We start from the raw sequence: 22534 nt of genomic DNA, 5'->3' as shown, positions 1-22534 counted from the left end.
TGTCCCGTAATTCTTGATCGCTTTTCGTGGCGCTAGGCCATGATGACTTTGGCGCCGCCTCGAGATTCGGTGACGTCGGCGATCACGCTCCGGTATTTTTTCTTGAGGACGAAGTCTGCGGACCCGCCGCCGGCACGCAGGCGGCGGATCGTGATCGCTCCGATGCTCGCGGGAAGGCGCGGAGACTTGAGCGTAATCGTGCGCGACGCGGCATCGATCCGCAGCCCGAGCAGAGAACTCAAAATGTGGAGCATGGAACCGCTTGCCCAGGCTTGCGGGGCGCAGGCGACGGGATAAAGGATCGGCGATCGTCCTGCGCGGCGGCGGAAGCCGCAGAAAAGCTCCGGAAGCCGCTGCTGATCCATGCGCAGCGCCGCGTCCAGCAGCCCGTCAAAGACGGGCTGAATCAGATCGCATAATCCGTATTGTGCGAAGCCTGCGGCGATGATCGCGTTGTCGTGCGGCCAAATCGATCCGTTGTGATAAGACATCGGATTGTATCGGATCTCGGATGCCGAGATTGTGCGAATTCCCCAGCCTGAGAAGAAATTCGGTGAGAGAACCTGCTCGGCGATGCGCGCCGCTCGCTCCGGATCGGCGATGCCGGTGAAGAGTAGGTGTGCGGTGTTGCTCGATCTCACCGCGACTTGTCTTTTCGCGCCATCGAGCGCCAGTGCGTAGCAGCCAATATCCTCGCACCAGAAGTCGCGCTCGAACTTCACGCGCAACGCTTCGGCTTGTTGGAGCAGGCTTTCCGCGCGCGCAACGTCGCCGAGTTCGTTGGCCATGCGCGCGGCCCACACCTTTGCCGCATAAACGTAGGCCTGAACTTCGACGAGCGCGATCGGGCCCTTGGCCAAGCTCCCGTCTCGATGGAAGACCGCGTCCTGGCTGTCTTTCCAACCTTGATTAGAAAGACCGCTATCGGTTTCACGCGCATATTCGACGAAGCCGTCGCCGTCAGGGTCGCCGGGACCGTCGATCCATTCGAGCGCACGTCGAACGGCCGGCCAGATTTCGACAAGAAAATCGCGATCGTCGGTTGCTTGTAGGTATGCGCCAGCGACGAGAACGAAAAGCGGTGTCGAGTCGACGCTGCCGTAGTACCGGCCGAAGGGAATTTCGCGGAGCGCGGCCATTTCGCCCTCGCGCATTTCGTGCAGGATTTTTCCCGGTTGAGCGTCGGCATCGGCGTCGTGAGTTTGCGCCTGAAATCTTGCAAGGCGGCGGAGAACGCCGCGTGCCATGCCGGGATCGAGCCACAGAACCTGCAGCGCCGTAATCAGAGCATCGCGTCCGAAGGTCGTCGAATACCAGGGCGTTCCGGCATAGGGATAGGGCCCGTCCTCCGTCGAGGTCGTCAGCAGCCGGAGGTCCGACGTCGCCCGCTTTATGACGGCGTCGAGTTCGGAATTGGAAACGGAAACCGACGTCGTTTCGTGCTCGGCCCGGCGGAGAGTTCGGTGAGCATCGCGTAGGCCTTTGACGTAAGAGCAGGGCTTGGCCGCATGACGCGATTCAGCGACCGCAGCGAAGTAAAGTTTCGCCGACTGTTTGGGCGCTAAATGCAGATAATAAAGTGCAGCTGTCTCGCCGAGAGAGACTGGTTCGGGATCGAGATGCACGGTCGTTCGCCGTACAACATCGTCCAAACCTTTGTACGCGTAGATCACCGATTGCGGCGATTGGATTTGGCGGTTGACGGTGCCGCGCTTCTCGCGACGCATGCCGCGAACTTCGAAAATGTCGGAAAAATCGCAGTCGAAAACCAGCGAGACGGCAAGCTTCACATCTTCGCTGCTGTGATTGGTGAAGTGTAAGCGCTGTCGTATCGCATTATCGCGCACGTAGCTTGTGCGGTAAATGTGGATCGCATCTTTACGCAACACGAGCGCGCCTTCGGCGTAGACGTCGGGATTGGTGAGGTCCGCGCAGAGTTGAAGGTCGGTTGCATCCGATGCCGAGCCGAGGAGGAGAGGTGCGTTGTGAGCGACGAGCAATTCGAGGCGGGAGAGGTAGCGCGTGTCGTTATGGAAGAAGCCGTTGCCGCGATCGCCGAACGCGCCGATGTCGCCGTGCGTGTCGATGACGGCGAATGCATCGTCGTGTTTCAGAATCTCGTGCGCGCGACCGGACCCGTTCGAAGACGAGATGAGGAAATCTTCTTCTTCGGGCTCGTGATCCTCGTGCTTGTGTGCGTCCGCCTCACGACTGTGCGCGGATCCCATTGCAGTCCTCCCCTGCGGGCGGCCACCCGTTGCCCCGCCCTGATTTCCCATTCTCGATAGCGCGTTGCGTTAGTTTACGGCATTGCCCATTGCAGATGCGACCATCTCTTCGGAATGCACCTTTGGAATGTGTCCGTGAGACGTATAGGCGCGAGCATAGAGCGCTCCGTAGTTTATGGCCATGCGTTCGACGGTGAAGCGGTTTTCAAAGGCTTCACGGATGCGCCGGCGATCGAGGCTCAGCAGGCGCGGGATCGTCGCGATTGCGCTTTCGATATCATCGACGACAAAACCGGTAACGCCGTCGTCGATGACTTCCGGCGCTGCGCCGTGCCTAAATGCGAGCACGGGCGTCCCACACGCCATCGCCTCGATCATCACAAGTCCGAACGGCTCCGGCCAATTGATGGGAAACAGAAGAGCTGACGCTTCGCCAAGGAACTCGGATTTCTCGGCATCCGCAATCTCGCCGATGAATTCGACGCCGTTGCCGTTGAGGAGAGGTTTGATCTTCGCCTCGAAGTAATCGATATCGGCGGCGTCGACTTTTGCTGCGATCTTCAGCGGAAATCCGACTGCGCGCGCAATCTCGATAGCGCGGTCGAGGCGTTTTTCGGGAGAGATGCGTCCGAGAAAGGCCAGATATCCGCCGCGTGGCGAGAACGTCGGCCGATGCAAATTTTCCGGCAAGCCATGATAGACGGTGCCAAGAAAGTTCGCGAACGGGATCGGCTCGCGCTGTGAATCCGAAATCGAAACCAAGCCCATATCGGGGAAAGCGCGATAGAGTTGCTGCAGGTCGGGCAAATCCTGGCGTCCGTGCAGCGTCGTCACAGTCGAGCGGGCGATGCCGCGGAAGAGCGGACAATGAAACTGGTCGATGTGGAAATGCAGCACGTCAAAAGAGGAGGCCATGCGGCGCACGCGGTCCAGCATGATCATGTAATATGGGATCGGGTCGCGCACAGCTGGATTGAGGCGGAGCGCCTTCTCGCAACACGGAATAAGGTTTGCCGAAGTGATGGAATCGCCGCTGGCGAAAAGGGTCACGTCATGGCCTTGCGCGACGAGCTCCTCTGTCAGGTAAGACACAATACGCTCGGTGCCGCCGTAAAATCGAGGTGGAACGCTTTCGATCAGCGGCCCGATTTGTGCAATTTTCATAGATGGAAAACCCTTTGCCGACCTGACAAAGCTAACTTCGCGAACACCAGTTCGTTCCGCATGTTCAGCGGGAAAGCTCTGAGCGCGTTTCGCGAATGCCGGCGCGATCAGTTCGAGCGCAGCATCCGTGAACATCGAGGGATGCAAAGGTCTGCACGTCCTGTTGTGTGCTGGCGACGACGCAAAATCGGGCAACTTCGTGTCTGCAGGTGCGATAACTCGGCACCAAGCCTTGTAAAAACGTCTGAAGACGCTGGCAAAACCGCGCTCGGAATTGCTGCTTGACGACGGTGTGCCTACAAGTTCCAATGCGCGCTGCGCAAAGCGCGGACACGGGGAACACTGACAGAATGAATTGTGCGCGGGGGAATGCTCCGGGCCTGGCGACAGGTTTGGCGTTGCTGTGGGTCGGTCTGCTTGCGTTGGCATTCGCGCCAACGGCTGCGGTTGCGTCTGAGCCGATGTTCGGCGCGTTCGGTCCCGAGGGCGCGCGCATGCGCGAGCAGCTTTGGGTTTTGCCGAGTGGCGATGCGAATTTTCCGATGCGCGCGACGGTGTTTCGTCCGGCGAGCGATCCGTCCGGCGAAGACAAGCAGCGGCCGCTGGTTGTGATCAATCACGGTACGGATGAAGCGACGCGGCTCTCGGTGTCGATGCCGGTTTACTATTATCTCTCACGCTGGTTCGTGGATCGCGGTTACGTGGTGGTGCTGCCGCAACGGCGCGGTCACGGCGCGACGGGCGGTCCGTTGGCGGAGGCGATCGGCAACTGCGCGCATCCCGATCACTACGCATCTGGCAATGTCGCGGCGGATGACATCCAAGCGGCGGTGAAGTTCATGACTGAGCAGCCGTTCGTTGCGCACGATGGCGCGATCGTCGTCGGTGTCTCGACCGGAGGATGGGCGTCGCTGGCGCTTTCGGCGCGCAATCTGCCGCAAGTCCAAGCCATCGTGAATTTCGCTGGAGGCCGCGGTGGTCACGCGTATGGAGAGCTGAACGCAATCTGCGGCAGGGACGCTTTGCTCTCGGCGGCGCGCATGTATGCAACGCATGCGCAAGAGCCGACAATCTGGTTCTATGCGAAGAACGACAGCTACTTTGGTCCCAAGTTCGCAGAAGATCTCGCGCAGACGTGGAGCAGCGCTGGCGGCAGCGTCGAAGAGCACATTCTGCAACCTTACGGCAACGACGGCCATTCCATTGCCGACGATCGGCAGGGCTGGGACATCTGGGGGCCGAGCCTCGACAGTTTTCTGCAGCGCGTTCGCGACGCAGCTCCAAAGAGCGTCGAGATGGCGGACGACCACGGCTCGCGATCGCCCGTGATGATTGAAACGTCCACCATTACGCCGCGCGCGAAGTAAGTCCGCGCGATCGCCCGAACCTTACTTGGGTTGGATTTGCTGGTCGCCGCCGGGTTCTCCGGGTGGGACGATCACGGGCATGCGGTCACCGGTTCCAGGAGGCGGATCCTTGTGGATCTTGGGATCGACGCCGCTGGGCGGCACCAGCACGCCATCGTTTTTATTCAGCTTCTCGCTCAGCGGCTCATCGGTTTTAACTGGTGGTTTTTGCTCAGGCGCGGGGCTGTGCGCGTCCGGTGCGTTCGGCGGCGACGTCTGCGCCGAACTCAACGACGCCGTCGTGAGCATTGCGGCACCCGCGAGCGTGGCAGTCAATACAAAGTGGATTGGATTGCGCATATGCTTAGCTCTTTGGAACGACGCCGCAGGCAATGCGCCCTTTGCCGCCGCCGTTCTCAGGATGATCGGTGTAATTGTCGCCGCCTTCGTGGACCATAAGTGCGCGCCCGCTTACGTCTGCGAGCGTCAGATGTGGAGCCGAGACGACGACGTTGACGCCCTTGTCTGTCGCGGTGAGGAACGGCAAATCGCCCTTGTGTCCCTGACCGGTCGGGCCCTTGTGGCTCTTCGAAGATGTCGGATCATAGTGTGGACCCGCCGCGAGGCCTGCCTGCAGCTTTCCGTCCTTGGTCTGGGCCGCGCAATCGCCGGTGGCGTGCACATGGAAGCCGTGCTCGCCCGGCGTGACGCCTGTCAGATCGACCTTGAATTGAAGTCCGCCGCCGGACTTCTCGGAGATCACAACCGTACCGATCTTGCCGCCGACGCCGTCGGGAGTGATCTTGTTGATATCGACGCTGACGTCGGCGGCATAAGCCGACGCCGACAGTCCGATACCAAAACAGCATCCGGAAACAATATGTAATGCACGGCGTTTCATTGTGGCTCCAATCTCGCGGCAATCGTCCTCCACAATTGAACCAATAAAACAGCGGTGAGTTCCTTCGGGATTTTAGGCAGTTGCTTCCTGCCGTCTTTTTTGACCTGCGATTGAAACCCTCTTGCTTCTCCTCAGTATCGCTTCGACCACAGCTCGCACTCCCCCCCTCAGTGCGACTGCCCCCAACGCTGTGGTGGAAGAAGGAGCGCCCCGGTTTCTCAGAGATCGGGGCCGCTCCGCTTAGCCTTGCCACTATGGAGCGGCCAACTCGGAGGCGTTGCGCAGGTCGCGCACGAAGGCCGCGTAGGCAATCTCGCGCGATTGGTCGTCGGCCTGGCGGAGAAGCGAAGAAGGGTGGACGGTGATGTAGCCACGGAACTCACCGAATTGTGCCGGTCCGCGTGCTCGGCCGATCGTGACCGGTGCGCCGGCGAGCGCCATTGCAGCCGTCGCGCCAAGCGCGACGACGAGATGTGGGTGGACGAATTCGAGTTCTTTCATCAGCCACCAGCGATAGTGTTTGACCTCGCCCACCGTCGGCTTCTGATGCAGCCGCCGCTTGCCACGCTGCTCGTACTTGAAATGTTTGACCGCGTTGGTGACATAGGTTTCGCTCCGCTCGATCCCGGCGGCGTTCAAAGCCTTATCCAGCAGCCGGCCCGCAGGTCCCACGAACGGATGGCCCTGCAAGTCTTCCTGGTCGCCGGGCTGTTCGCCCACCAGAGCGAGGGGGGCACCAATCGGCCCTTCACCTAGGACAGCTTTGATGCCGCCGTGAACAAACGGCTTGGCGGCCGAGATCATTCTATTCAGATCGGCGAGTGTTTCCGGGGCTTCACGGCCTTCCAAATCGAAAGCGGGAAAACTTCCGTGCCGATGTTTGCTGGTGATTGAGTGAGCCATGCCACTCCAACGCGTGGAGAGCGATATCGGTCGCAATTCGAAGTCATTTACGTTTCAGGCGGAATCCGCCCCCCGAAATCGCAGTGTAGGCAACGCAGTTTGCAAGTTTTTCTTGTCACGGAGTAACGCGCTTGTGAAGCTGCGGCCCGGCGCTTTTCCCGTAAGAGCGTCCGGATAGAAAAATGGGAGTGGACCAATGAAGTTTTTCCAAGGGATCGCGGTGGCGGGCGTGGTGGCGCTTGCGGGTGTGTTCGCGGGCTCGGCTGCGAACGCGGCAAGCATCGCGGTCGGCAAGAAGCTCGAACTCAAAGTCGATGCGAAGAAGATGGACGAAGAGCGGACGCGGCTTTGGACAAAGTTCGGCGGTTGGTGCGCCCTGAAGGACTGGCATCCAGCCGTCGCCAATTGCGAGGAAAGCACCGAAGGCGATGCGAAGATCCGCGTTCTGACGCTGAAGGACGGCGGCAAGATCAAAGAGAAGCTTCTCGACGAAAAGCCGAACTTCTATCGCTACGAGATTCTGGAAAGCCCGTTGCCGGTCAAGAATTATCAGGCACAGTTTGCGCTGACGCCGGACGATGACGACGAAGACGAGATCAACTTCGCGTGGTCGGCGACATTCGACGCCGACGGCAAGACGAACAAAGAAGCGCACGACATCATCGAGGGTATTTTCACGGCAGGCCTCGACAATATCAAAGCAACGGCCGGCGCGAAGTAACGAACTGAATCGCAGTGCATTCCGGCGTCCGGCTCCCTTCTGAGTTCCGAAGAGGGAAGCCGGCGCCGGTTTTTTTATGTCAAGTTTTCAGCGTCTCGATCGCGAGGCGGATGAGGTCGGCGGTGCGGTCGACGCCGAGCTTCACCTTCATCTGTGTGCAGATGTTGGCGACGGTCTTATAGGCGATACCGAGGCTTTCCGAGATGGCCGTCATGCTCTTGCCCTGGCCGAGCATGCGCAGAATTTCGACTTCGCGGATCGATAGGGATTGCAGCGGGTCGTCGGTCGAAATCTGGCTGACGGCGATGCGCGAGGCGAGGTCTCGATCGATGTACTGTTCGCCGCCGCGCACCTTTTTGATTGCAGCAATGAGTTCCTCGACGGGAGCGCTTTTGCTGACGTACCCCCTCGCGCCGCCCCGCAATGCGCGGACGGCATAAATCGGCTCATGATGCATGCTGAAGACGACGACGCGTGCGCCGCTGTCGATCGATTGAACGCGCCGAAGTAATTCCAATCCACCCGCACCTTCGAGGTTGAGGTCGAGCACTACGATATCAGGCCGCTCGCGCGCATAGATGGCGAGGCCTTCCTCGATTTCGGCGGCTTCGAGAACCTGCGCATCGAAGTGCGCAACGAACAGCCGCTTCAGGCCTTCGCGCACAACGCCATGATCGTCGACGATAAGGATTTTCATGCTGCACTCGTGGCTTGTTTGTTGTCGCTTGTTTTTGCGCGGCGTTCCGCGGGGAGCGGGATTCTGGCGATCAGCATGACGCCCTTTTCCTCCTTTGAGGTTGTGATTTCCAATGTGCCATCGAGCGCCGCAACGCGTTCTCGCATGCCAACGAGACCGAAGCCGCGCTTGGTGCTGGCGGCGATGCCCGCGCCGTCGTCTGAGACGACAATCCGTAGCGCTGCTTCGGGAGTGCGGTTCGCGCTAAGGCCGATTTTCGACGGTTTGCCGTGCCGAATGGCGTTGCTCGTGCCTTCCTGCATAATTCGAAACGCCGCTTCTTCGATGTGCGCGGGAAAGCGCGCGTCCTCGATGTCGGTCTCAAAAACGATCGCGGGCCGGCGCGTTCGCCAGAACGCCACGAGATGCTCGATGGCGTGGGTCAAGCCCTGGTCGATCAGCATCGCGGGGCGCAGACGGCTGAGGATGCCGCGCAGGTGCACCTGCATATGCTGGACCGATTGTCGGATTGCGCCTGCCCGGCTGTTCACGTCATCGGTGGCATTGCGGGCGAGCATCAGCGGAATGGACTGCGCGTCGACGTCAACCGCGAAGAGAAACGGTCCGATTTCATCGTGCAGGTCGCGCGCGATTTCGGAGCGCTCTTCTTCCTGCACGGTCGACAGCTGTTCGTTGAGGCGCTGGTTCTGTTCTTCGGCCGTGCGCAGCTGATCGGCCATGCGATTGAAGGCCCGATAGATCAGATTGAGATCTTCCGGTCCTTGTTCGGCAACGTGTGCGGAATAATCGCCTTCTCCCACACGCTTCAGTGCGGCGGACAGATCGTCGAGCGGCTTGAGTGCGCGCCCGAGGCTCGCATAAATCAAAGCCAGCACCAGGCCGCAGAAGCCGGAGATGATGATAAACTTCAGCTGCAGGTCTTCCCACACTTCGCCGACCTCGTTGTGCGGATCGGCTTCGAGCGTGATGCTTCCGAGATTTTTGAGCGTGTCTGGAAGCGTGAAGGTTTGCGTGTGTATTTTGCCTTCGAGCAGCTCGTAGAGCCAGGCGGGAGGCGGGTCCACGGGAGCCTTGAGGCGCGACGCCGACTTCAGCGCGCCGTTGGGACCGACGAGGCGAGCGACGAGATGGCGGTCCCCATCGAACGCGCGGACGATGCGGGTGAGTTGCGCCTCCGGATCGCTGCTCTCTTGGATCGTGCTGAGAGCGTCCATGACAGCGCTGCTGCCGACGGCGATGGCCGACGACATTTCGAGTTCAATTTTGCGCAGTCCGGCCCAGTACGTCAGCGCGCCGCCGACGAGAAGGCAAGCCCCCAAGACGAGTGCGACGAGAACGAGGAGGCGGCGTCTCAAAGGCATCGTTCAATGCTCCGCCAGGTAGTGTAACAATGTAACTTCTTGGAGCAGCGGTTTCATTGCGTCAAGGTTTGTGACCGGGCGTGCTGGCGAAAGGCAGAGAACTATGTCCGATATGGACATGCACACGCGTCCGGCGAGGCCAGACGCGCGTTCAGGAGGCTTCGAAGCGTCGCCGGATCGGCGCTTATGCTGGTGCAATAATCCGACCGCGCCCGCGGCGCCATCCGGGAATTTTTCCCGCCAATTTTCTATCCCGGCGAACCGGAGCCGTGCTTTCCGTCGTCCTGATGATGCGAGGCTGACGGCGCGATTGCGGAATGAGCAGCAGCTTTTGCAGCAGAAGCGGACGGCGTTGCTTGAGGCGGCGTGCAGGACGTGTGGTGCGCGGAGCGGCGGCGATCATGCCCCAGACCAATGCCAGCAGCAGATAGAAATGCCGCCAGTGATCGCTGTCGATCAGCACGCCTTCGCAGATGTTTCCGGCAAGTGCCGCGAACGCGACGAGAAACAGCGGCGACGTCGCCGACGTCTTGAAGGCGTGGCGCATTCCGACGATCAGTGTTCCCGCGCACGCGATCAAATAGAGAAGTCCGCCGATCCAGCCGGAATTCAGGAACATGCTGAGGTAGACGTTGTGCACTTCCTCGTGGTGATAGAAGCGCGTGAAATTCGCCGAGCCGATGCCGAGCGGATTATCGAGGATCAGGCCGATGGCCTTCGCTTGTCCGCCGAAGCGCCCGTCGGGACCGACATCGTAAGATTGCGTCAGTGCTGCGCGCTGTTCGAGAAGATCGGAGATGGCGTCCGACTGCAGCGCGGCGATCAAGATCATTCCCAAAGCCGCGATGCCGACCAGCACGAGCGCCGCGAGCTTCACGCGCTCGCGGTTGCTATGCGCGGTAATCATGTAAACGTAGCCGTAGATCGCAAGTCCGATCGCAGCGGCCGCCCAGGCACCTCGCGAGAAGCTGAACAGGATACCGACGGCGAGCAGACCGGCGGCGAGCAACGGCAGTACGCCACGCCGCAACGGCGCGTTGAGCCAGAGGTGCAAGCACATCAAGAGAGGCGCGACGAGGAAAGGTCCGAACACGTTCGGGTCCTTGAACGGGCCTGACGCGCGGCCGTAGCGCGTGAACAGATCGAACGCGCCCGGGAAAAGATTGAGATAGCCCGCGACGCCGCACAGTGCCGCGATAATGCCGGTCAGAACATAGGCGTTGAGGATGAGGCGCGTATGCTTCTCGGGCTCTTTTGCGATGAACGCCGCGAACAGGAAGCAAGCCGCGACGAGGTAGAGCGAAACCGTCATGTGCGACACGGCGATGCCGGTGTCGCGCGCCATCGCCGCGCTGATCTCGCCGCTCGCCGTGATCGCGAGGAGCACGGCGAAGCCTGCCCAAAGCATCGGCCGCGCGTCGACCAGGCCAACGACCGGAAGCAGGAGCATCAAGCCTATCGTCAGCGCGTCGACCGGCGCGGGCTCGGTGAACACAATCGAGCTTGCGACGATCGTCAGCCAGACGAGGGCCAGAGCGATCCGATGCGCGGCGCTTTTGCGATGACCGCCTCGCAGATCGGAAAATTCGAAGGCCGGAGCCGAGGCGGTCATCGTGGACATCTGAACGGCAATTCCATTTCGTCGGGAGCGATGAACGTGAGCGCAGAATCTCAGTACGCGCGGTCCGTATTGAGCAACGCGAACGGCGTTTTCAGCAGAATGTAGAGATCGAGAAACACGCTCCAGTTCTCGATGTAGTAGAGATCGTGCTCGATACGCTTCGTGATCTGCTCTTCGGTGTCGGTTTCGCCGCGCCAGCCGTTGATCTGCGCCCAACCGGTGATGCCGGGCTTCACCTTGTGGCGCGCGAAATATCCATCGACCACTTCGTCATAGAGATGGCCGGCGGCCTTCGCCTGGAGTGCATGCGGGCGCGGACCGACGAGAGACAGGTTGCCTTTGACGACGTTGATCAGCTGCGGCAGCTCATCGAGGCTCGACTTGCGCAGGAAGGCGCCGACGCGGGTGACGCGCGGATCGTTCTTCGTCACGAGCTTGGACGCCGTGGCATCGCAGGCATCGACGTACATCGAGCGGAACTTGTAGACCTCGATCAGCTCGTTGTTGAAGCCATAGCGCTTCTGGCGGAAGAAGACGGGGCCGCGGCTGTCGAGTTTCACGGCCAGCGCGACGAGCAGCATCAGCGGCGCGAGCGCGATCAGCGCGAGTGTGCCGATGACTTTGTCGAACAGCCATTTCGAGACGTAGTCCCAATCAGCGATGGGCTTGTCGAAGAGATCGATCATGGCAACGGATCCTACGTGCGAGTACGTCCGTGGCGAGAAGCGCAGGTCGGTGGCGCGCGCCGGCATCTTCACGTCGGCGGGAAGAACCGAGAGGCGGCCGGCGACGCTCGAGAGGCGGTCTTCGGCAGCGAGCGGCAACGACACGACGACGAGGTCGAGCTGCTTGGTGCGGCTCATGGTGATGAGGTCGTTCAGCCCGCCGACGCGCGGGTAGCCTGCGATCTGATGCGGAGCGCGGGCATCTTTGCGGTCATCGTAGATACCGGCGATGCGGACGATCGAATGACTGTCGGCTTCGAGGTCCTGGATGAAATTTTCGGTGAGGGGGCCTGCGCCGTAAATCGCAACGCGCTGATAGAGGCGGCCCGAGTTCGCGGCATTGCGGACGTACGATCCCGCGACGATGCGGCCGATCATGATGGCAGCGGCGCCTGCGACGAACCAGACGGCGAGCCAGACGCGAGAAATTTCCTCGCCGATCTTCAAGAAGAAGATCGCGGCGATCAAGGTCGCGAATGCGGTCGTCCAGCCGAGCATCGCGGCGGGCAGAGATTTGATCGACGCCGAAAGCGCGCGAAGGCTGTAGAGATCGAGCAGGCCGAACACGAGGATCGTTGCGGTACCAACAAGTGTCGTCGCGAAGAGGTAGGCCGGGTCGCCGACGACGGTCGTCTCTTTCACGTAGAGATGTGCGATCGCGAGCCCAAGGATGGTCGACATCAGAAGTTCGGCGCAGCGAATGCTGCCGCTGACCAGGACCGGCGAGAGCGTGCGTGCATGGTCAGCCCTGTCGGCCAGCTTGCCGCGCATGAACGCCAGCGGGCGTGTGACGACTCCGGAGTCATCAATCTGATCGGCCGGCGAATTCTTCAACTGGAGGGTCAATGGCATGGCTGCTGCGCGTCCCGTTTGGATAACGTGATCGCAGTGCAAGCAGGCTTCATGCCACGCGGGTTAAGCGGCGTTAACCGCGTCGGTCGTGGAGGGCGGGAACCGAGTAGGCGGCGGGCGCGGCCTTCGGAGACGGCGCGGCGTAGAAATCCAGAACGGCGTCGGTCATAGCCGCGACCGTGAATTTCTGCGCAACGGCGCTTTTAAGCCTCGCGGCGCGGGCTTTTGCGACGTCCGGTGCATCGAGGGCTGCGGTCAGAGCCTGCGCCAATTCCTGGACATTGCCAGGCGCGATCAGGCCCGTATCGGTTCCGGCGACGATCTCCGGAATGCCGCCGACGTTGGTTGCGATCAGCGGCAGTTCGGCGGCGGCAGCCTCCAGCACGACATAAGGGAAGCTCTCGGCTCGCGATGGAACAACCATGATGCGGCCGAGCGCGAAAGCGTCCCGAATTGGCAAGGCCCCCGTAAAACGGACGCGGCCGTCAAGCCCGAGCGATGAAGTCAGGGTTCGGAATTTCGCTTCATCGGGACCCGAGCCGACGATCGTTGCGGTGATGCCGCGCTCGTCCAATTCCGCGAGGGCTTCGAGCAGAACGTCCACGCCTTTGAGATCGCGTAATTCGCCGACGAACAGGATGTCGGTTGCGTTGCTGGCGGGCGTTGCCGCCACGAAATCAGATGGCTGAAGCCCGTTCGGGATGATGCGTTGTGGTGCGCCGTCCGCGCTGATGCGGGCGCGATAGGTTCGTGCGGCGTAGGCGCTCTCGAAGATCAGTCCCGTCGTGACTTTCTCGAGTCCACGCTCGACCAGCATCAAGACGCGCTGCTCCGGTCCGGCCTTCAAATTCAAGCTGCCGCCATGCGGCGTATAGAACGTCTTTATGGATCGGCCGCGGATCGAAACGGCGGCCAACCGTGCGTAGGCGCCGCCCTTGGCGCCGTGGCCATGCAACACATCGAGATCGAGTTTCGCAGCGTGGCGGCGAACGTCTCGCACGGCGGCAAGATCGCCGAGACCTGGCTGGCGACGCATCGGAATGCGCGCGATGCCGAGTGTCAGTTTTGGCTCAATGGCCGCGAACTTCGACGATGTCAGCCTGTCTTCGGCGTTGCTGTCGGCGAGAATGCCGACGTCGTGTCCGCGTTTGGACTGCTCTTCAGCCAGATCGAGGACGTGGCGGAACAGCCCGCCGACGGGAGCGCGAAGACAGTGGAGGATACGCATTCCGGACCTGTCGGATTTGCCGGCCGGGTGGGCCGAGGAAAGGTCCGATGCTTCTCAGAAATATCTCTCAAACACGTAAACGGTGTCGCCGGGCCGGATCGGCGCGATGCCGGGGGCTTCGATTTCCTGAACGAGGCCGTCGATCTTGCGCGTGATGCGGAAGCTGCGGTCGCTGGCCCGTTCGGTGTAGCCGCCGCCAATCGCGACGGCGGTTTCGACCGTCATGCCCGAGACGTAGGGATATTGGCCGGCGTTGCGGACTTCGCCGAAGATGAAGAAGGGCCGGTTCTGCTGGATGTCGACCGAGACCTGCGGGTCCTTCACGTATTCGGAGCCGAGGCGAGAACGGATGATGCCTTGCAGCTGTGTCGTCGTTTTGCCGCGCGCCGAGATCGTGCCGATCAGGGGCACTGAAATTTTGCCGTCGGGATCGACGATATAAAGGCGTGAGAGGCTCGGCTGGCCATAGACGAAGACGCGAATGCGGTCGCCGGAATCGAGCCGGTATGGGCTGTCTTGCCCGGCGACGGCTTCCGACATCACTGCGGGAATGACGATGGCCGGGCCCCAGTCGCGGGGGCTCGCCGATGCGGTGGTCACGGGCACGGGGTAGCCGTCGACAGCGGGGCCATCGATCTCGGCTTGGATCATAGGACCGAAGCCGGAAGCGCAGCCGCCAAGCATCAGCGACATAGCCGCCGCAGCGAACAAAAGGTGGCGAAGCGACATTGGCGCGAATTCCCGCATGCGAATTGACGCCCGGAGGTTATGTGCGCGGCAGTTAAAAAAGCCTAACGGCACGTCTTTTTTTGATCCGCTTAAGGAGATGCTAACCGCGCCGGGGGATTACTTTACCGTTGGAAACCCTTTGATTTGAGCAAAGTGATGCAGTCACGCGTGCACGCCTCGCCGGACGACATCGACCTCGGGTCGGTGTTTGGCGCCTTCAAACGAAGCCTGCGGTGGCTCATCCCGTTGGCCTTGATGTTCGGCGGCCTGACGTATGGCGTGCTGTCGCTGATCGCGCCGCGGTATCAGAGCGAAGCGGAACTGGCGATTATCGCGAAGGGTGCCGACGGCACGTTCTCCGACCGCAACGCGTCCGGTGGCCCGGACCTCATCACGACGCGCATGGACAAGGAAGCGATCAACACGCATGTCCGCGCGATGCAGTCGCAGGAATTGCTCGAGAAGATTGCGAAGGATCTGAAGCTAGAAGATCGTCCCGAGTTCAACAATGCGCTGGGCCCGGTCGACATGCTCGATGCGATGATGCGGGCGGTGGGTCTCGGCGGTCCGCGCAAGGGCGAGACGACGCGCGACCGGGTGCTCGATGCGCTGCGCGCGCGGCTCGAAGTCTACTCTGCCAAGGAAAGCCGCTTTATCGGCGTGCGCGTGACGTCGAATGATCCGGAACTGGCGGCGAAAATCGCCAACGCTCTTGCCGAAAACTATCGCACGTCGCTCGCCGCGCACGGCGTCACGGAGGTCGACGATCTCCAGTCCGTGCTGCAAGGCAAGGTGCAGAAGTTGACGACGGAAGTCGCGGACGCTGAAACGGCCGTCGATCGCTATCGCGGCAAGATCGACGGGTTCCGTGGCGGCGCGCAGAATACTGGCCTCAACGAACAGCAGATGTCCGAGCTGACGGCCGAGCTGACGAAAGCCAAAGCGGCGCGCGGCGAAGCGGATGTTCGGGCAAAATCGGCGCGCGAGATGATCGCGCTCGGATCGGCCGATCAACTGGCGGACGTGCAGAAGTCGCCGCTCATTCAGAATCTCGTGCAGCAGCGTGTGCGCATCGAGCGGCAGATTTCGGAGCTTTCCGCGACCTTGCTGCCGGGCCACCCGCGCATGCGCCAGCTCAACGCCGATCTCGCCGGGCTCAAAGTTCAGATCGGCAAGGAAATCGCCAAGATCGTCGATAGTCTCGAAAAGGAAGCGGCGGTGGCGAAGGGGCGCGAGGACAGCATCGCGCAGAGCCTCGCCGATATCAAAGCTCGGGTCGTGACCAACGCCCCGGAAGAGGCGCAGCTGCGGCAGCTCGAAGCGACGGCCAAGGCCAAGCGGACGGAACTCGACAACATTCAGGCGCAGCTTGAATCGAACCGCAAGAAACTGGATACGCGTGCGCAGCCAGTCGCGGCGCAGATCATCTCCAACGCGCAGCCGGAAAGCGTTCCAGTGTTCCCGCGCAAGGGTGCGCTGTCGGCGCTCATAGCGCTTGCATCCTTGATGCTTGGCACGGCGTGGGTCGTAACGAAGGCTCTGTTCCAAGGTGCGCGTAGCGGTTCGCAGGCGGCGCTTTCCCGCGGGCGGACGAAGCCTCTCAGCCTGCAGCGGGAGCCGGATTTCCCGCCTTATCGCGAACCGCTGCTGCGTGAGATGGACGATGATGAGATCAGCGCGCCGCAGTATGCGCCGCCGCCTCCACCGCCCTCGCATGAGCCGCAACGGCAAGCGCCAGTTATCGCGACGAGCGCGTCTGATATCGGAGCGCTGGTGTTGCGCCTGATGCAGAAGCGGCCGCAGAGCGGCGGGCATCGCACGATCCTGACCGGCGAGAACGAAAACATCGACGCGTCGAAGGAAGCGCTCGGGCTCGTGAAGGCGTTGGCGCAGAGTGGCGAGCAGGTCATTCTCGTCGATTGGAATCCGGACGGCCAGGATCTGGCATCGTCCATCGGCCTCAATCCCGGCGCGGGCATCAACGATCTGCTGCGGGGCGAAACGAACTTCGGCGAGATCATCCAGCGTCTGCCGGGTTCCGATGCGCACGCGATCGCCAGCGGCACTGCTCTCGAGCATCCGGCTGCCCCCGTCGATCCCGATCACCTCAACCTGGTGCTCGATGCGCTCGACGAGGCGTACGACTTCATCGTCGTTACGGGACGCCACGATGCGGCGCGCGAGCTTTTCGAAACGATCGAAGGCCGTTTCGATACCGGCATCGTCGTGAGCGAGCCGCGTGCGCAGGCGTCCGCGGTTCAGGACCCTGCCGACACGTTCCTCGGGTTCGAAGTCGCCGATATAGATATCGTTCGTTTCGAGCGCCGTGTCGCGGCTTCTTCGCCGGTGCAACAGCGTATCGCGCGCGCGACGGCCGGGCGGACCGCGGAAGCTCCGCATCCGAACTGATCCAGCGTTGTCAACACCAAGGTCTGTTTGATGTCCAGGCGTACGACCAAGGCTTTGCAAGCGGCGCTGTCGGCGCTCCATTATAGCGGCGCCGATCGGCTCGCGGCACCGCTCACGCGCGGCGATGGCGTGATCTTCATGCTGCATCAGGTGATGCCCGGCGCGCGGCGCGGGTTCGATCCGAACGGCATCCTCAAGGTGACGCCGGAATTTCTCGATGGTGTCATTCGTCAGGTGCGCGACAGCGGGTTCGAGATCATCGCACTCGATGATGTCAAAGCCCGCTTGCATCGCGGGAATTCTCGACGCAAGCCGTTCGCGGTCTTTACGCTGGACGACGGCTACAAGGACAATCGCGACTTCGCGTATCCGGTGTTCAAGCGCCGCAACGCGCCGTTCACGATCTATGTGCCGACGGCCTATGCCGACGGGCATGGCGAGCTGTGGTGGCTGGCGTTCGAGGAAGCCTTGCGGCGCCTCCCGCATGTCGACGTCGATTGCGACGGTGTCGTGCGAAGCTATTCGCTTGCGACGGATGCCGAAAAGGGCCGAGCCTTCCACGAACTCTATTGGTGGCTGCGCAAAATTCCTGAAGAGCGTGCGCGCGCCGTGGTGCGCGATCTGGCAAGCAAAGCCGGATTCGAAGTGTCCGCGCTCTGCCGCGATCTGATCATGACCTGGGACGAAATCCGCGCTCTCGCTCAAGACCCTCTGGTTACGATCGCCGCGCATACGACCAATCATTTCGCGCTGGCCAAGCTCCGTCCCGAGGACGCGCGCCGGGAGATCGCCGAGAGCGTCGCGCGTGTCGCGCAGGAGCTCGGCAAGCCCGTCCGGCATTTCAGCTACCCTTACGGCGATGAGGGAAGCGCCGGGGAGCGCGAGTTCGAGATTGCGCGCGATCTCGGCATCGAGACCGCAGTGACGACGCGGAAGGGACTTATCCGAGCGGCGCATGCGGATGCGATGACGGCGCTGCCACGCCTCTCGCTCAACGGCGATTATCAGGATGCGCGTTACGTGAAGGTGCTGCTTTCAGGCTTGCCGTTTGCGCTCCGCGACGGCGTGAAAGCGCTGGTGCGGCAGGTGAAAGGCGGCGCCCGCAACGACCCTGCGCGCGGGGTCAATTATCCGGCTTCTGCATCCACGAGATGAGAAGTCCGGCCGGCAGAACCCAGAGCAGGCCGGCGACCACATAATAGATCAGTTCCGCCAATTTGCTCGCATTCTGTACCTGGAGCACAATGGCGACGCCAACAGCCAGCACGGCATAAACCGCGATCAGCAGAATTAGGGCGATCGTGCCGAGAAGTTTGCGCTGGCGCTGGGTCATGCTGGCTCAGTTAAACGGTCGGATTTCGGCTGGCAACCGCGCCGCAAAGGCGCATTGTTCCGGGCGGGGGAGTGCGTAACACACGACCGCGACATTCGTTTAGGGATATTTGCCGCAATGACGTTGCTCCGCGCCGCAGATGATCGGCAAAGCACACTCTCAGCTCGACATTCTGACGGGAACCGCGCCGTCGCGATCTGGCTCTGGGCCGTCGCGGCGCTCGTCATCGCGATGGTCGTGGTCGGCGGTGCGACGCGTCTGACCGAGAGCGGCCTTTCGATCACGGAATGGCAGCCGCTGCTCGGCGCCATTCCGCCGTTGAGCCACGCCGATTGGCTCGCGGCCTTCGAGAAATACAAGCAGATCCCGCAATACCACATCATGAACCACGGCATGTCGCTCGCCGAGTTCCAGTCGATCTACTGGTGGGAATGGAGCCATCGCTTTCTGGGACGGATCATTGGCGTCGCCTTCGCGGTGCCGCTGATCTTCTTCTGGCTGACCGGGCGTCTGAAGCGTGGGAGCGGTGCGAAGTTTCTCGGCGTGCTGGCGCTTGGCGGCGTGCAGGGCGTCATCGGCTGGTACATGGTGAAATCCGGTCTCGTCGAACGCGTCGACGTCAGCCAGTACCGGCTGGCGCTGCATCTCACGACGGCGTTCGCTATTCTTGGGCTTCTGGTTTGGCTGGCGCTTGAAGAATGGCCCGATGCGGCACGGCGCGCGGCGGGTTCCGTCACGCCGCTGATCCGGCGCATGGGTGCGATTATCGTTGCAGCGGTGATTTTGCAGGTCGTGCTCGGAGCGTTCGTTGCGGGCCTCAAAGCCGGATTCATCTACAACACCTGGCCGACGATGAACGGTCAGTGGTTTCCGAGCGACTATTGGACGACGCCTGCGTATCTGACGTTTTTCGAAAGTCATGCCGCGTCGCAATTCAATCACCGCATGATGGCGTACATCGTCGTGCTGATCGTGCTGACGGAACTCTGGCTGGTGATGCGGTCGCCGGTCGACAGCCGCACGCGGGCGACCGCCGTTCTGCTCGTGCTGGCGGTGTTCGCGCAGGTTGCGCTCGGAATCATGACGCTTCTGGCGCATGTGCCGCTCGAACTCGGAGTCGTGCACCAATTCGGCGGCGCGATCGTATTCGTGCTGGCGGTCGTGCATTTGCATGCAATCCGACGGGCGGTAGTTAGGGAATAGGGACGTTCCCCTCGCCCTTGCGGGGAGGGGAAAGTGTGACGCCGTTAGGCGAGGCCGAGCATCAGTTTGATGTTCTGGACGGCGGCGCCGGCGGCGCCTTTGCCGAGGTTGTCGAGGCGGGCGACGAGCACGGCCTGCTTCAACTCCGGCTTTCCGAAAACGAAGAGCTCCAGCTTGTCCGTGTCGTTCAGCGCTTCCGTTTCAAGACGCGCAATCTTGCCCGCGGATCCGGTGACGACGCTCACAAGCTCCGCCGACTTATAATACTCGGCCAGAACCGCTTCGATATCCGCGAGGCTTGGATTTCCGCTCAGCGTATCGAGGTGGAGCGGCACGGAAACCAGCATGCCTTTGTGATAGTTGCCGACGCTCGGAACGAAAATCGGCCGGCGCGTCAGACCCGTGTATTTCTGCAATTCGGGCACGTGCTTGTGCTCGAGACCGAGACCGTAAAGCTCGAACGACGGCGCGTTTCCGGCCTCGTAAGCTTCGATCATGCTGCGTCCGCCGCCCGAGTATCCCGAGACGGCGTTGATCGTGATCGGATAGTCCGCGGGAATGAGCCCGGCATCGACCAGCGGCCGCAGCAGGGCGATGGCGCCGGTCGGGTAGCAGCCGGGATTGGCGACGCGCGTTGCATGGCGAATGGCGTCGGCCTGTGCCGGCGACAGCTCGGCGAAGCCATACACCCATCCCGGGGCTACGCGATGCGCCGTCGAGGCGTCGACGATTTTCGGCGCGTCCTTGCCGAGCGTGTCGGCCAGCGCCACGGCTTCTTTTGCAGCGTCGTCCGGCAGGCACAGCACGGCGAGGTCGACGCCGCGCATCATGTCGGCGCGCGCCGCCTTGTCCTTCCGCTTGTCGGGATCGATGCTTTTAACGGTGATGGCGTCGATGCCGGCAAGCCGCTCGCGGATTTCGAGGCCGGTGGTGCCAGCCTCGCCGTCGATGAAGACCGTCGCAGTCTTCGCTTTCTGAGCAACACTTGCCGTCATCTCAACCGCCAAATCCGAGCCTGTGCTTGATGCCCTGCCATATCGTTTCCGAGCAGCCGACGCCATACTGGGCGCAGACGATGCGGTGGCTGTCGCGGTAGATCATGTCGAGCGCGACGTAGAGAATGATAAGCAGACCGAACCAGGCGATCCAGGGATAGCGCGCCAAAAGCTTGGCGATATAGGTCGACGCTACGGCCATCAGGAGGATCGCAATCGCGAGGCCAATAACGAGAACGAGTGTGGATTCGCCCGCAGCGCCAGCGACCGCAAGCACGTTATCGAGCGACATCGAAAGATCAGCGAGGATAATCGTCCAGAGCGCCGCCCAGAACGTCGTTTCGTTCGGATGAGATTCGTTTGAAGCGAGGCTTTTCTCGACTTCGTCGATAGAGTGCGCGTCGGCCTCGACGATCTGTTTGTACATCTTCCAGGCAACGAACAGAAGCAAGATGCCGCCTGCTAAGGTCAGGCCGATCACCTGCAGCATCTGCTGGGCAATGCTCGAGAAGATGATCCGCAGGACGACGGCGCCGGCGATGCCCCAGAAGATGACCTTGGCCCGCATCGATGGCTGGACGCGGGCGGCAGCCATGCCGACGACGATGGCGTTGTCGCCCGCGAGCGTCAGGTCGATCATCAGGATGTTGAACAGCGGAACGCTGTGGGTGCGCCACCACTCAGGTGACAGCAGATAGCCGATGTCCAAGACGAGCGTAGATATCAGCTCGTGAAGGCCGTTCAGCAGCCAATCCATATTGTTCTCCGAGTAACCGGCTGCGTGTCGCTAAGGCCGTAGGGCAGGACTAGGCCGGTATTTGGCATCGCGCCCCCGCGTCGACAACCCTTTCGCGGCCACAAGCACAAACAAAAACAGTCCGCCGAAGGGGGCGGACTGTTCGGTGTCTGGCGATTGTTCCAGGCTTAGCGCTTCGAGAACTGGAACGACTTGCGGGCCTTGACCCGGCCGTACTTCTTACGCTCGACGGTGCGGCTGTCGCGCGTCAGGAAGCCCTGCTTCTTCAGTACGCCGCGCAGTTCCGGTTCGTAATACGTCAGAGCCTTCGAGATGCCGTGACGGACGGCGCCGGCCTGACCCGAAAGTCCGCCGCCTGCGACCGAAATACGAATGTCATACTGCGTCGCACGGTTGGCGATGTTCAGCGGCTGCTGCAGCAGCATCTGGAGCACCGGGCGGGCGAAGTAGGCTTTGAAGTCTTTCTTGTTGACCGTGATCACGCCTTTGCCCGGCTTCAGCCAGACGCGGGCGACGGCGTCCTTGCGCTTGCCGGTCGCGTAGGCGCGGCCAAGCTTATCGAGCTTCTGCGTGCGGACGGGCGCTGCCTCGGGCGTTGCGCCCTTGACGGCCGCGAGATCGGCGAGGGTCTTGGTTTCGGTGGTCATTGTCTTAGACCCTCACATTCTTACGGTTGAGTTTCGCAACATCGAGCTTCTCAGGGTTCTGCGCGGTGTGCGGATGCTCGCTGCCTTTGTAGACGCGCAGATTGCGCATGATCTGACGATGCAGCGGGCCGCGCGCGAGCATGCGTTCGACGGCCTTCTCGACGATGCGCTCGGGGTGCTTGCTGTCCAGGATCTGGCGCGGCGTGCGCTCCTTGATCCCGCCCGGGTAGCCGGTGTGCTTGTAGTAGACTTTGTCTTCGCGCTTGGCGCCGGTGAAGACGACTTTCTCGGCATTGATGACGACGATGTTGTCGCCGCAATCGACGTGCGGGGTGTAGATCGCTTTGTGCTTGCCTTTAAGGCGCGTCGCGATGAGAGCGGCGAGGCGGCCGACGACAAGCCCTTCGGCGTCGATCAGCACCCACTTTTTCTCCACCGTGGCCGGCTTGGCGACATAGGTAGACATTGGACTTCAGGCTCCTTGGCGGAATGAATGGCAGGAGACAGCGGCGCGCGCCGTCAGCCTTCGCCTATCCGGAAAGCGCGGTTGATACTGAATTCGGTGTGAGATGGCAAGTTGAATTTCTAATGCTTTAAAAATATCAATGTTTTCATAATATTAGCTCTTGCGGTAATATAGCACCACATCGTGGTATTATGTTACCGCTTGGATTGGGGATAGAAACCGCAAATTTGTTGATTTTTATAACGATA

At 61.4% G+C, this 22534-nt stretch carries 21 protein-coding genes; 5 read left to right on the top strand and 16 right to left on the bottom strand.

Translation table 11 applies throughout. From position 1 onward, the window contains the following. Positions 1-32: 32 nt before the first annotated feature. On the bottom strand, positions 33-2228 hold the full coding sequence (locus tag HYPGJ_RS07350) for an amylo-alpha-1,6-glucosidase (protein ID WP_046846519.1): 2196 nt from the start codon (positions 2226-2228) through the stop codon (positions 33-35). 69 nt (positions 2229-2297) lie between these two features. Beyond that, positions 2298-3392 carry a glycosyltransferase family 4 protein gene (locus tag HYPGJ_RS07345; RefSeq protein WP_046846786.1) on the bottom strand — a complete coding sequence of 365 codons (1095 nt, stop codon included), beginning with the start codon at positions 3390-3392 and terminating at the stop codon, positions 2298-2300. A 350-nt stretch (positions 3393-3742) separates the two neighbouring features. Between HYPGJ_RS07345 and HYPGJ_RS07340 the strand changes: the two genes are divergently transcribed. Continuing rightward, complete coding sequence (locus HYPGJ_RS07340; RefSeq protein ID WP_046846785.1) at positions 3743-4759, top strand: dienelactone hydrolase family protein; 1017 nt, start codon at positions 3743-3745, stop codon at positions 4757-4759. Between the two features lie 21 nt (positions 4760-4780). Here the strand turns inward: HYPGJ_RS07340 and HYPGJ_RS07335 are convergent, their stop codons facing one another. The 3 genes from HYPGJ_RS07335 to HYPGJ_RS07325 form a co-directional block, all read right to left on the bottom strand. Beyond that, positions 4781-5098 carry a hypothetical protein gene (locus HYPGJ_RS07335; protein WP_052750817.1) on the bottom strand — a complete coding sequence of 106 codons (318 nt, stop codon included), beginning with the start codon at positions 5096-5098 and terminating at the stop codon, positions 4781-4783. A 4-nt stretch (positions 5099-5102) separates the two neighbouring features. Further along, positions 5103-5639 carry a superoxide dismutase family protein gene (locus tag HYPGJ_RS07330; RefSeq protein WP_046846518.1) on the bottom strand — a complete coding sequence of 179 codons (537 nt, stop codon included), beginning with the start codon at positions 5637-5639 and terminating at the stop codon, positions 5103-5105. Between the two features lie 252 nt (positions 5640-5891). After that, positions 5892-6542, bottom strand: a complete 651-nt coding sequence (locus HYPGJ_RS07325; protein ID WP_083984051.1) for a UdgX family uracil-DNA binding protein — start codon at positions 6540-6542, stop codon at positions 5892-5894. A gap of 196 nt (positions 6543-6738) precedes the next feature. Between HYPGJ_RS07325 and HYPGJ_RS07320 the strand changes: the two genes are divergently transcribed. Then, entirely contained in the window at positions 6739-7263 is a 525-nt protein-coding gene (locus HYPGJ_RS07320; protein ID WP_046846517.1) for an SRPBCC family protein, read from the top strand. Positions 7264-7342: 79 nt separating this feature from the next. Here the strand turns inward: HYPGJ_RS07320 and HYPGJ_RS07315 are convergent, their stop codons facing one another. The 6 genes from HYPGJ_RS07315 to HYPGJ_RS07290 all read right to left on the bottom strand — a co-directional run bounded on the left by HYPGJ_RS07315 (position 7343) and on the right by HYPGJ_RS07290 (position 14476). Continuing rightward, a complete protein-coding gene (locus HYPGJ_RS07315; protein WP_046846516.1) occupies positions 7343-7960 on the bottom strand; it encodes a response regulator transcription factor in 618 nt (205 codons plus the stop codon). Then, on the bottom strand, positions 7957-9321 hold the full coding sequence (locus tag HYPGJ_RS07310; protein ID WP_046846515.1) for a histidine kinase: 1365 nt from the start codon (positions 9319-9321) through the stop codon (positions 7957-7959). The genes HYPGJ_RS07315 and HYPGJ_RS07310 overlap by 4 nt, the downstream gene beginning before the upstream one ends. Before the next feature lie 184 nt (positions 9322-9505). Continuing rightward, positions 9506-10942, bottom strand: coding sequence for an O-antigen ligase family protein (locus tag HYPGJ_RS07305; RefSeq protein ID WP_046846514.1), 1437 nt, complete (start codon positions 10940-10942; stop codon positions 9506-9508). Positions 10943-10992: 50 nt separating this feature from the next. Then, the gene (locus tag HYPGJ_RS07300; protein WP_046846513.1) at positions 10993-12519 is read right to left on the bottom strand and encodes an undecaprenyl-phosphate glucose phosphotransferase; all 1527 of its coding nucleotides are present in this window, start codon (positions 12517-12519) and stop codon (positions 10993-10995) included. Positions 12520-12592: 73 nt separating this feature from the next. Then, a complete protein-coding gene (locus HYPGJ_RS07295) occupies positions 12593-13747 on the bottom strand; it encodes a glycosyltransferase family 4 protein (RefSeq protein WP_046846512.1) in 1155 nt (384 codons plus the stop codon). A 54-nt stretch (positions 13748-13801) separates the two neighbouring features. Further along, entirely contained in the window at positions 13802-14476 is a 675-nt protein-coding gene (locus tag HYPGJ_RS07290) for a polysaccharide biosynthesis/export family protein (protein WP_046846782.1), read from the bottom strand. Between the two features lie 153 nt (positions 14477-14629). On the opposite strand from HYPGJ_RS07290, the gene HYPGJ_RS07285 reads away from it, so the two are divergent. Then, positions 14630-16885 (top strand): exopolysaccharide transport family protein, encoded by a 2256-nt coding sequence (locus tag HYPGJ_RS07285; protein ID WP_244466047.1) that lies wholly within the window; start codon positions 14630-14632, stop codon positions 16883-16885. A gap of 30 nt (positions 16886-16915) precedes the next feature. After that, positions 16916-18040, top strand: coding sequence for a polysaccharide deacetylase family protein (locus HYPGJ_RS07280; protein WP_046846510.1), 1125 nt, complete (start codon positions 16916-16918; stop codon positions 18038-18040). Here HYPGJ_RS07280 and HYPGJ_RS07275 read toward each other — a convergent pair. Beyond that, positions 18009-18218, bottom strand: a complete 210-nt coding sequence (locus HYPGJ_RS07275) for a DUF2842 domain-containing protein (RefSeq protein ID WP_013215411.1) — start codon at positions 18216-18218, stop codon at positions 18009-18011. The two genes, HYPGJ_RS07280 and HYPGJ_RS07275, sit on opposite strands and share 32 nt — an antisense overlap. Positions 18219-18335: 117 nt before the next feature. On the opposite strand from HYPGJ_RS07275, the gene HYPGJ_RS07270 reads away from it, so the two are divergent. Beyond that, the gene (locus tag HYPGJ_RS07270; RefSeq protein ID WP_046846509.1) at positions 18336-19421 is read left to right on the top strand and encodes a COX15/CtaA family protein; all 1086 of its coding nucleotides are present in this window, start codon (positions 18336-18338) and stop codon (positions 19419-19421) included. 44 nt (positions 19422-19465) lie between these two features. On the opposite strand, the gene argC is transcribed toward HYPGJ_RS07270, so the two are convergent. From argC to rplM, 4 genes are all read right to left on the bottom strand, one after another. After that, positions 19466-20416, bottom strand: coding sequence for an N-acetyl-gamma-glutamyl-phosphate reductase (gene argC / locus HYPGJ_RS07265; RefSeq protein WP_046846508.1), 951 nt, complete (start codon positions 20414-20416; stop codon positions 19466-19468). 1 nt (position 20417) lies between these two features. Beyond that, on the bottom strand, positions 20418-21173 hold the full coding sequence (locus HYPGJ_RS07260) for a TerC family protein (protein ID WP_046846507.1): 756 nt from the start codon (positions 21171-21173) through the stop codon (positions 20418-20420). Positions 21174-21340: 167 nt separating this feature from the next. Next, the gene (gene rpsI / locus HYPGJ_RS07255) at positions 21341-21820 is read right to left on the bottom strand and encodes a 30S ribosomal protein S9 (RefSeq protein ID WP_046846506.1); all 480 of its coding nucleotides are present in this window, start codon (positions 21818-21820) and stop codon (positions 21341-21343) included. Positions 21821-21824: 4 nt separating this feature from the next. Then, positions 21825-22286, bottom strand: a complete 462-nt coding sequence (rplM, locus tag HYPGJ_RS07250) for a 50S ribosomal protein L13 (protein WP_013215416.1) — start codon at positions 22284-22286, stop codon at positions 21825-21827. Positions 22287-22534: the final 248 nt, after the last annotated feature.

The sequence above is a fragment of the Hyphomicrobium sp. GJ21 genome (genome assembly GCF_001006785.1).
GTDB lineage: Bacteria > Pseudomonadota > Alphaproteobacteria > Rhizobiales > Hyphomicrobiaceae > Hyphomicrobium_B.
Note: the sequence above shows the minus strand (reverse complement) of the source record. Positions and strands in the feature narration are given on the sequence as shown.

Bases quoted from the DNA above. Each gene is read 5' to 3' on its own strand.
- rplM (WP_013215416.1), bottom strand. From the start codon at position 22,286: ATGTCTACCTATGTCGCCAAGCCGGCCACGGTGGAGAAAAAGTGGGTG.
- HYPGJ_RS07350 (WP_046846519.1), bottom strand. From the start codon at position 2,228: ATGGGATCCGCGCACAGTCGTGAGGCGGACGCACACAAGCACGAGGAT.
- HYPGJ_RS07335 (WP_052750817.1), bottom strand. From the start codon at position 5,098: ATGCGCAATCCAATCCACTTTGTATTGACTGCCACGCTCGCGGGTGCC.
- HYPGJ_RS07345 (WP_046846786.1), bottom strand. From the start codon at position 3,392: ATGAAAATTGCACAAATCGGGCCGCTGATCGAAAGCGTTCCACCTCGA.
- HYPGJ_RS07295 (WP_046846512.1), bottom strand. From the start codon at position 13,747: ATGCGTATCCTCCACTGTCTTCGCGCTCCCGTCGGCGGGCTGTTCCGC.
- HYPGJ_RS07325 (WP_083984051.1), bottom strand. From the start codon at position 6,542: ATGGCTCACTCAATCACCAGCAAACATCGGCACGGAAGTTTTCCCGCT.
- HYPGJ_RS07330 (WP_046846518.1), bottom strand. From the start codon at position 5,639: ATGAAACGCCGTGCATTACATATTGTTTCCGGATGCTGTTTTGGTATC.
- argC (WP_046846508.1), bottom strand. From the start codon at position 20,416: ATGACGGCAAGTGTTGCTCAGAAAGCGAAGACTGCGACGGTCTTCATC.
- HYPGJ_RS07290 (WP_046846782.1), bottom strand. From the start codon at position 14,476: ATGTCGCTTCGCCACCTTTTGTTCGCTGCGGCGGCTATGTCGCTGATG.
- rpsI (WP_046846506.1), bottom strand. From the start codon at position 21,820: ATGACCACCGAAACCAAGACCCTCGCCGATCTCGCGGCCGTCAAGGGC.
- HYPGJ_RS07270 (WP_046846509.1), top strand. From the start codon at position 18,336: ATGACGTTGCTCCGCGCCGCAGATGATCGGCAAAGCACACTCTCAGCT.
- HYPGJ_RS07280 (WP_046846510.1), top strand. From the start codon at position 16,916: ATGTCCAGGCGTACGACCAAGGCTTTGCAAGCGGCGCTGTCGGCGCTC.
- HYPGJ_RS07310 (WP_046846515.1), bottom strand. From the start codon at position 9,321: ATGCCTTTGAGACGCCGCCTCCTCGTTCTCGTCGCACTCGTCTTGGGG.
- HYPGJ_RS07300 (WP_046846513.1), bottom strand. From the start codon at position 12,519: ATGCCATTGACCCTCCAGTTGAAGAATTCGCCGGCCGATCAGATTGAT.
- HYPGJ_RS07305 (WP_046846514.1), bottom strand. From the start codon at position 10,942: ATGTCCACGATGACCGCCTCGGCTCCGGCCTTCGAATTTTCCGATCTG.
- HYPGJ_RS07275 (WP_013215411.1), bottom strand. From the start codon at position 18,218: ATGACCCAGCGCCAGCGCAAACTTCTCGGCACGATCGCCCTAATTCTG.
- HYPGJ_RS07340 (WP_046846785.1), top strand. From the start codon at position 3,743: ATGAATTGTGCGCGGGGGAATGCTCCGGGCCTGGCGACAGGTTTGGCG.
- HYPGJ_RS07315 (WP_046846516.1), bottom strand. From the start codon at position 7,960: ATGAAAATCCTTATCGTCGACGATCATGGCGTTGTGCGCGAAGGCCTG.
- HYPGJ_RS07260 (WP_046846507.1), bottom strand. From the start codon at position 21,173: ATGGATTGGCTGCTGAACGGCCTTCACGAGCTGATATCTACGCTCGTC.
- HYPGJ_RS07320 (WP_046846517.1), top strand. From the start codon at position 6,739: ATGAAGTTTTTCCAAGGGATCGCGGTGGCGGGCGTGGTGGCGCTTGCG.